The organism is Croceivirga radicis, assembly GCF_002072105.2.
Classification (GTDB): Bacteria; Bacteroidota; Bacteroidia; order Flavobacteriales; family Flavobacteriaceae; genus Croceivirga; species Croceivirga radicis.
In genome coordinates this window covers 35,218-47,414 of record NZ_MTBC01000009.1, presented here as the reverse complement: position 1 = coordinate 47,414, position 12,197 = coordinate 35,218, and the positions used below count along the sequence as shown (strand labels likewise).

Sequence of the window (12,197 nt, the reverse complement as noted above, 5' to 3'; positions counted from 1 at the left end):
GCAAGTTAATCTATTCTGTTGAAAACATATGTTTTGTTCAGTTTCAATATTTATATATTATTCTCAATTAAAACACAATATCTTTAATAATTATTAAATTTTACGGACAACATTAACTCATTATTAACAATTCTTAAAAAAAACAAAAGAATTTTAATAATCAAAAAAATCTACATTTGCGGCTCAACGGCTAATCAATAAAATGAAAATGGAACTTTTTTTAAAAGTTTTCTATCAATTGCTATTTCCCATATTTGAGATAGAATTAAAAACCACTACATGTTTACTAACAACACTCAACACAAACCCATACGGTAGTCCCAGTATAAAAATTGATGGTAATGCATTGGCAACAGATGTGTTAAACTACTTTTTTTTAGTTTGCGCTTTAAATGGATTTGCTTTTGGCATTTGGTTATTGGTAAAATATTTTAAGTCAAAAGAAGACACAACAATCTTCTTAAGTCTTGTACTTTTAAGTTGCGCCAGTATAGTTTTAGAGTTATTTATGTTTTCTTGGGATGGTATAGCCTACAATCCAAGAATACCTTTTTTCAGAGTAAATATTTTAGGTTTTACACCACTTCTATTTCTCTATATTAATAGAAGGTTTTACAAGCAAATCAATTGTAAATCCAAATTTTGCCTATTACATTTTATTCCTTTTTTGATTGCATTAATGGGTTTTAGTTGGGTACTGTTGGCAAGAGAAAGCTATATAACCCAAGAAATAACATCAGTTTTAAACAATGTTTGGCTGCGATCCCTGTATGTTGCAATTTATTTAGGATTGCTGATTTACAATTTTTTTCGTCTTAGAATACAGATTGAAAGAAAAGACATTAAGCTTTTACTTGCACTTATTGGTACGCTATTTATCATCTGGATATTTTTAAGCCTAAAAGCGGAATTACAATACAACCTAAACTATGCTATAACTATTAATCTTATTGCCTCTTTGTTTTTAAGTTGCTTTCTCATTCTGCTAATTGGCCAACTTTTTATGAATGCTTCCCATGTTTTGGATAACAAAGTAGGTTCACAAGTAACAAAATATAAGAATAGCCCATTGACCAAAGACATGGCCATAGATTTAAAAACAAGACTTATAACGTCTATGGAGGTAGAAAAACTTTACTTGGATTCTAATCTTAACCTTCAAACCCTAGCAGAAAAACTAGATACGGACAGGTACAGCATATCTCAGGTAATCAATGAAAACTTTAATAAGAATTTTTATGAGTTTGTAAACGACTACCGAATCAGCTATGCCAAAACAATGCTAGAGAACAAAATAAATCAAGATATAGTAATTAGCGATATTGTCTTCCAGGTAGGTTTTAACAATAAGGTATCTTTTTACAAAGCCTTTAAAAAAAGGTTAAACAAAACTCCTTTAGAATACCACAAAACACTATAGTATTAAGGATTTATTAATTTTTCCTTTATTTTTTGCCAAAATCACAATTAGCTATTAATCTATTTATTTACAGTAACTTAAATGCAACAGTAAAGGTTAATATGTATCGGAAACCGTTCACTTAGGTCGGAAAATACCCATTTTACTGTTTAATCTAGTTCTTTTGATCCAAACAGATATTAGAAATACTTTAACTAAGGACTTCGCCTTTTCAAAAACATTATTGGTTTTGATTTTCATTTAATTATTGAATTAGCTATCACAAATAAATGAAGGCGGGTCCTTTTTTATTCATTTCAATATCTCATTAATATTTCTAACTCAAACTCAAAATGATCTAGATGAGAACAAAATTGAAATTTATTTTGACGCTCCTCACGGCGTTTACTGTGCATCTATCTTTTGCGCAGCAAGCAATTTCAGGTACAGTGACGGACCAAGATGGCCTACCATTACCTGGAGTAAACATTATGGTTAAAGGGACCACCAATGGTACCCAAACCGATTTTGATGGTAATTACACCATAACAGCCAGCAATGGCGATGTATTGGTTTATACCTATATAGGTATGACGGATGCAACTAGAACTGTTGGTGCCAATACCACAATAAATTTGGCCATGCAAGAAGATGCACAAGCCTTGGATGAAGTTGTGGTAACGGCTTTGGGTATTTCTAGAGAAGAAAAGTCTTTAGGATATTCTTCTCAACAACTAGAAAGCGAAAGTATTGCAGATGTACCTACTACTAACGTTGTTAACGCACTTTCTGGTAAAATTGCAGGTGTAAACATTACGCAATCTTCAGGAGATATAGGTTCTTCTTCAAGAATTACGGTAAGAGGTGTCTCTACTATTTTTGGTAACTCACAGCCTTTAATTGTTGTAGATGGTGCCGTTGTAGACAACAACACTTACAATGGTGGAAATGCTGGTACAGATGTTCCAAACGGCCTGGCAGATATTAATCCACAAGACATTGAAAGCATAAACGTTCTTAAAGGTGGTGAAGCTACTGCACTTTATGGAATGCGTGGTACAAACGGGGTATTGGTTATTACCACAAAAACCGGAAAAAAAGGTAAAGCTTTAGGTATAAGTATCAATAGCACAGTTTCTTTCTCTAACCCTTACATATTCCCAGATTACCAAAATGAATACGGTCAAGGACACAGTCCAGATTTGTTTCATTTTATAGATGGTTTTGGTTATGATGAAGGTTTAGCTGGTGGTGATGGTGGTACTGACGAAAGCTGGGGACCTAGATTAGATGCAGGTTTAGAATTTGTACAATTTGGATCTTACATTCAAAACCCAGATAACCCACAACCACTACCATGGGTATCTTACCCAAATAGCGTTGTAGACAATTTTTACCAAACCGGATTATCTACGGATAACACCGTTGCACTATCTGGTGGTACAGAATCTACTTCTTATCGCCTATCCCTTGGTTTAACAGATGCCACAGGTATTGTTTACAATACAGATCTAAAAAAATATAACATTGCAGGTAATGTTTCTTTCGATTTAAATGAAAAATGGAGCGCTGGTTTTAGTGCGCGTTACACTAAAAGTACGTCTGACCAAAGAAATGGTGTTGGATACGGTGAGGTATCCAATCAGGTGGGACAGTTAGTATGGTCTGCTAGACAGGTAGACTGGTCTCTTTTAAAAGATTGGAGAAATTTGCCTTTAATCAATACCGTGGACGACGGTAGAGAAAGACTTACTCCGCTTAACTGGAACTTAAGATATAACAACAACCCTTTTTGGGCACTGGACAATAACTTAAATCCTTGGGAGCGTAACCGCTTTATAGCAACCGCCAATATTGGTCACCAATTCAACGATAAATTCAGATTTGACGTTAGTACTGCCATCGATTATTTTGATGATACTAGAGAAAAACAATTCAAGTACGGTACTGTAGATTTTAGAAATGGTTACTACCAATTAGAAGAAAGAAATAGATATGAGGTTAACTCACAAGCTATGTTTTCTTATGATGACAGGTATGGTGCGGATGACCAATGGAAACTAAACCTTTTGGTTGGTGGTCAAATAATGGTAAACAAATATTCTTATTTTGGAGGTATAGCCCAAAACTTAGTAATAGACAACCTATTTAACCTAGCTAACTCAGATGGCGCACCTGTATTGTCAGATGATAGCAGCCAACAACGTATCAACAGTTTATATGGTACAGGTTCTTTAAGCTATAACGATAACATTTACTTAAACTTTTCTGGTAGAAATGACTGGGCTAGTGTATTACCAATCCAGAACAATAGTATTTTCTACCCTGCAGTTTCAACTAGTGTATTGGCACATGATATTCTTAACATAGAATCTCAGCAATTAAATTTCTTAAAATTAAGAGCTTCTTGGGCACAAACTGGTAGTGCAGGTCCATTAAGTGCATATAGTGTAAACCCAGTCTATGAATTGTCTGGAAACCCACTTAACGGCAGTACACCTACAGCTTTTGTTCCTAATACCGCTTGGAACAGCGATATTAAAGCACAAACGGAAACAGCAATTGAAGCGGGTATTGAAACAAGATTGTTTCAAAATAGGGTTAATCTTAATTTAACCTATTACAACAAGAAAAACGAAGATGTAATTATGCCATTAGACGTTTCTTCATCATCTGGTTTTACCAGTACATGGAAAAATGCAGCCACCATTACCAACGAAGGTGTAGAGGCATTTTTGGGCATAGACATTTTAAGAAGTGCTAAAGACAATGGTTTAAATCTTGGTGTGGACATCAACTTTGCTAAAAACGTAAATGAGGTTTCAGACATTGAAGGTTCTGGTGTTATTAACCTTTCTGCCGGTGGTTTATGGAACGTAAATACACAAGCTAGAAACGGAGAGTCTATTGGAGCTATTTTTGGTCCAGCATTTGCTCGTGACGAGGCGTCTGGTAAAATTATTTATGAAAATGGTCTTCCTGTTATTGGAGACAATAAAATTTTAGGAAACTCTCAACCAGACTGGGTAGGTGGTGTTGGTATAAACGCCTCTTTCAAAGGATTTAGGTTCCGTACGTTATTTGATGCTAAAATTGGTGGAGAAGTTTACTCTCAAACCAATACTTGGGGTATGCTATCCGGTATCTTAGAAGAAACGGTAATTGGTAGAGAATCTGGTATTATTGGAGACGGTGTAATGTCTGATGGTGCAGGTGGTTTTGTACCTAACAACGTAGTTGTTCCTGCAATAGATTATTATTCTTCTGCATTTAATCAAAACATAGCAGAATCTTCAGTTTACGATGCAACATTTGTAAAGTGGAGAGAGCTTTCTTTAAGCTATGATATTCCAAGACAGTTTTTCGAAAACATAGGCGTACAGTCTGTTAATCTTGGGGTTAACATTCGTAACCTAGCCGTGTTATACAGAAAAGCACCACACATTGATCCAGAAACAGCTTTTGGAACTCAAATTGGTCAGCAGGGATTAGAATATGCTCAAACTCCTGCAACAAGAACAATTGGTGTAAGCTTAAATGTTAACTTCTAAACATTACATTAAATGAAAAATATATATAAAACTTTATCCATCTGTTTGCCTTTAGGCCTTACTATGTTAATAACAGGATGTGATAGTAATTTTGAAGAAATAAACACAGACCCAGATAAGCCAACAGAAATTTCTGCAGACTTACAATTGGGATTTATTGAGCGTTCTCTTGTAAACGAAGTGTATGATTACTTTGTTTCTGGTGAATGTGCGGCAACATGGCCACAGCATATTTCTAAGCCTATTTATAACGATGCAGATCGTTATTATCCAAGACTTGGAGCAATCAATACGTTTTGGAACACCATGTACGTAAACGTTATTGCTGAAGCTGATGAAATGTATAAGTTAGGTGGGGAAGCAGAAAACCCTGCTATACAAGGAGCAGCGCTTACCTTAAAGGCAATGGCTTTACAATATTTGACAGATTCTTTTGGAGACATTCCAATGTCTGAGGCCAATGCAGGTTTGAGCGATGGTAATTTTACACCTGCTTATGATAGCCAGGAAGCAGTTTATCAGGGAATATTCTCCATGTTAGACGAAGCTATTGCAAAGTTTGCCACTGGTGAGGGTGCGTTAAGTAGCTCTCAAGATTTAATGTACGGTGGTGACCTTGATAAGTGGTTAAAATTTGCCACATCGGTTAAGTTTAGAGCTTTAATGAGAATTTCTGACACTTCTCTATTTAATTCTTCTGAAGTACAATCTTTGATTAGCTCTGGCAATCTAATCACATCAAATGATGACAACGCTTTTATTGCTTTTGAAACAGAAAACGCTCCTAATGCCAATCCTTATTATGGTATAGTACAAAACGGTCGTCAGGCAGAGTGGTGTATGGGAGAAGCTTTGGTTGAATTTATGAAAGGCCAAAGCGACCCAAGATTAGCAGTGTATGCCAAAGAAAACGCAAATGGTGAGTACGTTGGTAAACCTGCAGGATATATTAACCCAGGTATATCTGGATTTGGTGCCGGTGTTGTATCAGAAATTGGAGACGCCTACATGGCCGCAGACGCTCCATTATTTTTAATGACGGCAGCCCAAGTAAATTTATTAATTGCAGAAGCCATAGAAAGATTTGGAGCTAGCGGAGATGCCGCAACCTACTTTCAAGCAGGTATAGATGCTTCCTTAGAACAGAATGGTTTGGATGCAGGTTCTTTTACTCCTTCGTATAACGGATATCAATCCATTGCTGAGCAATTATGGGCAAGTACCTTCTTACAAGGTTATGAAACTTGGTCTGAGTGGAGAAGATCGGATATTCCCGCAAATTTATCTTTAGCTATAGACCCACAACCAGGGGTTAATAGCATCCCTACACGTTATGGCTATACTAATGATGAAAAGTCATTGAATGCAGACAACGTAGCAGGTGCCGTGGCTAACCAAGGTGAAGATGCACTAACAACAAAGCTTTGGTGGGACGTTAAGTAATTGATAAAAACTAATTATTCTATAATGAAAAAATATAATTTATATTCCCTATTGATTTTCTGTGTAGCGCTAGTCTTCACAGGTTGCGATGGCGAGGAAGAGTCAGAGGTGTTACAGAACCGTAAAATTGCCGGTGTAGCAATAAACGTTAGTGGTTTTGGTAAAGTTCAGGGAGAACCTGAGGATTATGACAACATAGACGAAAGTGCCGTAAGCATTCTTGCTAATGAATTGAGTATGGAGGTTACAGAAGGTTCTGTAGAGGATGCCTCTTTAATTTCAAATTTTGAAGTTGTAAAAACTTTTAATGGTGGAGACGAAGTTCTTGTGGATACGTTTGATGCCCTGCCATTTACGGTAAACCTATCTGATATTAGTGAATTTGTAGCTGGATTAACAGTAACAGAAGATGATTTAAAAATTGGTGATCAGTTTAGATTTACGGTAAAGGTTAACCAAACCAATGGAGAGTCTTACTATTTTCAAGGCCAATCTTTTAATTTAACCGTAAACTGTTTTGCAGATTTAAACGGAACTTACACCGTTACCAATTCAGTTTGTGGTTCTGGTTCTAGCGGTTCCATACCTCCTATCCAGATTACAGAAACTCCAGATGGTGCTTGGGAACTGCAAACTGCAGATGGTGGTTTGTTGCAATATTGTACCTCTAATACGGCATTGGTCAACGGCGGAAAGATTTCTGTAGTATGTGGCGTAGTACAACCTTCTTCTGATGTAGATTTCTGTGGAGATTACGGTATTGGTTGTATCCAAGGCGGTACTTGGAACCAAGAAACCGGTGTTCTGGAACTAATCTTGAACGATGATTTCTTTGGTAATGGCGAATACACCGCAACCTACACCATGCAGTAAAAAACTTAACTAGTATTCTCTATTTAAAAAGTAGTTAATCCTAGTTTAGTTATTATAGTTTGAATGAGAAAGCCGCTCTTTAATGAGCGGCTTTTTTTATAGCTATCACTCCAAAATTGTTTCTTAACAAGCTAATCTGTTAAATTTTAGACAAATAACCTTAATATTAGGTAAAATTGACCATAGACAAACATCTAAAACTATGCATGCATCGTATATTTGGTATTGTAAAAAATTATAACTATGGAAAATCAATTTTGTAAAGTAGGAACTGTTACCGCAATAGGTAATGACCCTCAAAGTTTATCCATCTTACAGCTTAGATATGAGTCTTTCTTAGAAAAAGCAGCTCAATTTGCCGGTATAGATAGTAAGCTTACAGAATTTTTAGAATCTAAAGCTAACGGGATTAAAAAACTATTAGAAGAATTATAGCATTACAGTTTCTCCATTTGTTCTTTCATTTGGAGCTGTAGTTCTATTGCCTTCTGTTTGGCTACCGATGCAAAATCCCTCTCGTTAGATGCATACAAAATTCCCCTAGAAGAATTTACCAAAAGACCAACATCCTTGGTCATTCCAAAACGGCATACTTCTTCTAGACTACCTCCTTGCGCCCCTATGCCGGGCACCAACAAAAAACTATTTGGTACTATTGTTCTTATTTCCGCTAAATATTCGGCTTTAGTGGCACCTACTACGTACATCAGGCGTTCTGCATTCTTGTAATTGGTAGAGACCTTTAAAACTTCTTTATAGAGTTGCGAATTACCCACGCTCTTGGTTTGCAAATCAAAAGCACCGGGATTAGATGTTAATGCCAATAAAATAGTGTGCTTATCTTCAAAAGCCAAAAACGGCTCTACACTATCCCTACCCATGTAAGGCGCTATGGTTATACTATCAAAATGTAAGGTCTCAAAAAAGGCCTTTGCATAACGCGTACTCGTGTTACCAATATCGCCCCGCTTGGCGTCTGCTATGGTAAATTGCTCAGGATAGTTGGTATTTAAGTAATCCATGGTTCTTTGTAAACTTTTCCAACCAGGAATACCATAGGCTTCATAAAAAGCAATATTAGGCTTATAGGCTACACAATGGGCTTGCGTAGCATCTATAATGGCCTTGTTAAATTCAAATATAGGATCTTCTTCTTTGAGCAAGTGTGCCGGTATCTTATCCATATCGGTATCTAGACCAACACACAAGAAAGATTTTTTACGTTTTATTTCTGAAATTAATTGAGCAGTTTCCATTAAATGGTTTCAGAGGCTTCTTTTAATTTTTCCGTATTGTTGACCAACATCAACTCATCAATGATTTTTTGGATATCTCCGTTTATGATGTTTTGCAAATCATACAAGGTTAGGCCAATTCTATGGTCCGTTACCCTACCCTGTGGATAATTGTAGGTCCTAATTTTAGCAGAACGGTCTCCACTACTAACCTGGGAGTTACGCTTGGCAGCATCTTCAGCTTGTTTCTTTGCCAATTCCAAATCGTACAAACGGGCACGTAGTACCTTAAATGCCTTATCCTTATTCTTGTGCTGAGACTTTTCGTCTTGGCACTGCGCCACCAATCCCGTGGGTAAGTGGGTTAAACGTACCGCAGAGTATGTAGTATTCACAGATTGCCCACCTGGTCCAGAAGAACAGAAATAATCAATTCTAACCTCTTTTGGGTCTATTTGCACATCAAATTCTTCTGCTTCTGGTATTACCATAACCGTTGCCGCACTGGTGTGTACCCTACCTTGTGTTTCGGTCTGTGGCACCCGTTGTACACGATGCACCCCTGCCTCAAATTTCAAAGTACCGTAGACATCTTCTCCCGTTACCTCAAAATGAATCTCTTTATAACCACCGGCAGTACCTTCGTTTAAATCTATAATATTGGTACGCCAACCTTTACTTTCACAATATTTAGCGTACATCCTATATAAATCTCCAGCAAAAATACTCGCCTCATCACCGCCTGTTCCGGCACGTATCTCCATTACAACGTCTTTCTCGTCTTCTGGATCTTTGGGTATTAGTAAAAATTTTATTTCCTCTTCTAGTTGTGGTAACTTATTTTTAGCTTCATCCAACTGCATTTTGGCCATCTCTGTCATTTCCGCATCACTGCCATCTGCAATTATCTCTTCCGCTTCAGAAATATTATTGCTGAGTTCAATATAAGTTTCGCGTTTATCTACTAGCTCTTTAAGGTCTTTATATTCCTTATTTAGCTTTACGTAACGTTTTTGGTCTGCAATAATATCTGGCTGTATAATCAAATCGGCAACCTCATCAAAGCGTTGCTTTACAATATTCAATTTATCGAGCATAGTTCAATCTTCCTTAGGGCTACGAATTTACAACAATTTATAGCTTTAAAAAGTAGTTTAATTGTTGTCTAAAATAAATGTTGAGCTAAGGGTTATAATAGAAGCATCTAAACCATTGTTTCTGGTATAGTAGGCGTATCTTAGATTAATTGATTTTAGACCAAAAAACCAAATTTTACCTGCCGCCAAAACATCTTTATACTGTAACCCTAAACCATATTGCTTGGCCGTGTAGCTAGACAAGTCAAAATCTGAGGTATAAAAATCCATTGTAGACACCGCCTCTTCTTTTTGATAAAAGTAACGCACCCCACTCTGCTGGTAATAACGGTAGGTAGGATATATTGTAAATTTATCGTTCAATTTAATTGGCGCCTCTACTTGTGCCGTGTTACCAGTTAAACCCCAATCATCCCAATAATACCGATAAAAACTACGCAACACGAGCCAATCATTTACATAATAATTTAATCTACCACCAATGGGGAGCTTAACACGACTATTGGGCAACTGCTCCACATCATCTGCCAACTGGAAATTTTCTTGAAAAAAGTCTTCCTTATCTTGAAAATAAATTCGTTGAAAAGGCGTACTAAGCAAACCTTCTTGAAAAACAGCATCTACAGACAAGCTAAATTGTAAACGCTGGGAAAGAATCTGCGAAAAGCCAAAATTTAGCGAATAAGAGTTTCTATTCTCATTTTCAAATGCGGTAAAATCTGGCTCATAACCAAAAATACCATTACTATAACCTGGTCTTAATTCTATTGGGTATTGTGGTTTCCAGCTATCTAAAAACACCTGTCCACCAAGTGAAATTTCGGTATTTCGCTCATTAAAAAGTTGTGTGATGCCACCGCCAAAACCTATGGAAAAATAATCGTATTCATTGGATACATAAGCATTTGCATTCCAAATAAAGTTTCTAGAATCGGAATGATGGCTTATAGATGGATTAAAATAGGCTAGGATGTCGTTTTGAGATGCGCCACTGCTTGCCTGGAAAGGACTACCTTCTTGCCTACCATCAAAAGGATCTATATTGCTAGTTGATGCAGAAGAATAGGCAGATATGCCTGCATCAATGGTTACAATAGCATCTTCCTTTAGTGGCATGCGCAATACTATTGTAGAAGTTGCATCTGTTAGTTCTTCCGTTCCTTCGCCACCGGTAACTGCGGCATTTTGTCCATCTTGACTGTAATAACTAAATAGTGTTTCTAGCTCTGCTTGCTCTAAAATGCGTTTTTTATACGTAGTATTGGTTTGTTGGGCTCTTACCCATAATCCAAAAAACAACGCGATTAAGAAAAGATGGTTTTTCATTAAGTGGCAGGTTATTTTATTCTATTTTTTTCTAACAATTACTTTTAATTAAACATTTAGATTGCTTAAAATTATAATCTTAGATGCAAACTTAGCGCAGTAACCAAATAACCTAGACCATGGAAGCTGAAATTAAAAGTAAAATTTTAAGCTATACTTAGTTGCAGCCACATCCGCCTCCGGTTTTACCGCCATTAGCACCAACCGCACCTTCCCTATATACTTGAAATGTAGTTTCTAACCGTTCTGAAGAAAATGCCCCTAACTGCATATCAGGGTCGTTTAAATACACTTTTTCGTATTCCTTTACGGCAACACAAGAACTTACAAAACCTAACAGTGCCAATAATAGAAGTAATTTTTTCATAACTATATTAGTTGCTATCCAACACAATGCCAGAACTTTTGTGCACTTTATTTTCATTGTCCACTACAACTACTTCTACACCGTCTATTTGATTAATCAAATGAATACCGCTATCCCTTCCCATAATAAATACTGCAGTTGCCAAAGCATCACACAATTCCGCTTTTTTCGCAAAAATACTCACGCTGTTGACTCCTTTAGACGGATAACCCGTTCTGGGATCAATAATGTGCGAATACCTTTCTCCCTTAAAAGTAACATACTTTTCATAATTACCAGAGGTAGCTACGGAAGATTCTATAACCGGCAACCAAGAAAACACCTTATCTTTTGCTAATGGATTTGTAATACCTACCACCCAGTTTTTTCCTGAAGCTTGCGTACCCCAAGTGGTTAAATCTCCAGAGGCATTTATAATACCACCTTCTACACCTTTTCCTACCAATAACTCTTTTGCCTTATCTGCCGCATATCCTTTACCCAAGGCTCCAAAGCCAATCTTCATCCCTTTTTTAGCCAAAAAAACCGTCTGTTTTTCTTTATCCAGAATAATATTTTGATAGCCAACTTTAGCAATGGTATTTTCAATTTCTGATGCTGTTGGCATGGTCGTCATTTCACCATTAAAATTCCAAATTCGGTCAAAAGCCGCATAACTAACATCAAACGCACCAGAAGTTAATTCTGATAGTTTAATTGCTCTTTCTAACAGAGCAAACAATTCCATACTAACTGGAACAGGCTTGATTCCGGCATTTTTATTAATAAGACTGGTTTCAGAATTTGGCTTCCATGAAGATATTATGCCTTCTATACGTTCAATTTCGGCCGTGGCTTCGTTAATGTAGATGTAACCTAAATCTTGGTTATCTGCCACCACGGTAATTTCAAACTTGGTCCCCATTA

General features: G+C 36.7%; 10 protein-coding genes. 5 read left to right on the top strand and 5 right to left on the bottom strand.

What is annotated here, in order from left to right; all coding sequences use genetic code 11:
- The first annotated feature begins 202 nt into the window (after window positions 1–202).
- From BUL40_RS12820 to BUL40_RS12800, 5 genes are all read left to right on the top strand, one after another.
- Window positions 203–1,420: a helix-turn-helix domain-containing protein gene (locus BUL40_RS12820; protein ID WP_080319570.1), complete on the top strand. Its 1,218-nt coding sequence runs from the start codon at window positions 203–205 to the stop codon at window positions 1,418–1,420.
- 341 nt (window positions 1,421–1,761) lie between these two features.
- Window positions 1,762–4,950: a SusC/RagA family TonB-linked outer membrane protein gene (locus BUL40_RS12815; RefSeq protein WP_010517759.1), complete on the top strand. Its 3,189-nt coding sequence runs from the start codon at window positions 1,762–1,764 to the stop codon at window positions 4,948–4,950.
- A 12-nt stretch (window positions 4,951–4,962) separates the two neighbouring features.
- A complete protein-coding gene (locus BUL40_RS12810; protein WP_080319569.1) occupies window positions 4,963–6,393 on the top strand; it encodes a SusD/RagB family nutrient-binding outer membrane lipoprotein in 1,431 nt (476 codons plus the stop codon).
- 24 nt (window positions 6,394–6,417) lie between these two features.
- Window positions 6,418–7,266: a hypothetical protein gene (locus tag BUL40_RS12805; RefSeq protein ID WP_080319638.1), complete on the top strand. Its 849-nt coding sequence runs from the start codon at window positions 6,418–6,420 to the stop codon at window positions 7,264–7,266.
- A 243-nt stretch (window positions 7,267–7,509) separates the two neighbouring features.
- On the top strand, window positions 7,510–7,701 hold the full coding sequence (locus tag BUL40_RS12800; RefSeq protein ID WP_080319568.1) for a hypothetical protein: 192 nt from the start codon (window positions 7,510–7,512) through the stop codon (window positions 7,699–7,701).
- A 2-nt stretch (window positions 7,702–7,703) separates the two neighbouring features.
- Here BUL40_RS12800 and pyrF read toward each other — a convergent pair whose 3' ends face one another.
- The 5 genes from pyrF to BUL40_RS12775 form a co-directional block, all read right to left on the bottom strand.
- Window positions 7,704–8,522, bottom strand: a complete 819-nt coding sequence (gene pyrF, locus BUL40_RS12795; RefSeq protein WP_080319567.1) for an orotidine-5'-phosphate decarboxylase — start codon at window positions 8,520–8,522, stop codon at window positions 7,704–7,706.
- A complete protein-coding gene (prfA, locus tag BUL40_RS12790; protein ID WP_010517769.1) occupies window positions 8,522–9,598 on the bottom strand; it encodes a peptide chain release factor 1 in 1,077 nt (358 codons plus the stop codon). The genes pyrF and prfA overlap by 1 nt, the downstream gene beginning before the upstream one ends.
- Window positions 9,599–9,655: 57 nt before the next feature.
- A complete protein-coding gene (locus BUL40_RS12785; protein ID WP_080319566.1) occupies window positions 9,656–10,924 on the bottom strand; it encodes a DUF3570 domain-containing protein in 1,269 nt (422 codons plus the stop codon).
- Window positions 10,925–11,081: 157 nt separating this feature from the next.
- Window positions 11,082–11,291, bottom strand: coding sequence for a DUF4266 domain-containing protein (locus BUL40_RS12780; protein ID WP_080319565.1), 210 nt, complete (start codon window positions 11,289–11,291; stop codon window positions 11,082–11,084).
- A 7-nt stretch (window positions 11,292–11,298) separates the two neighbouring features.
- Window positions 11,299–12,195: an FAD:protein FMN transferase gene (locus BUL40_RS12775; RefSeq protein ID WP_010517772.1), complete on the bottom strand. Its 897-nt coding sequence runs from the start codon at window positions 12,193–12,195 to the stop codon at window positions 11,299–11,301.
- Window positions 12,196–12,197: the final 2 nt, after the last annotated feature.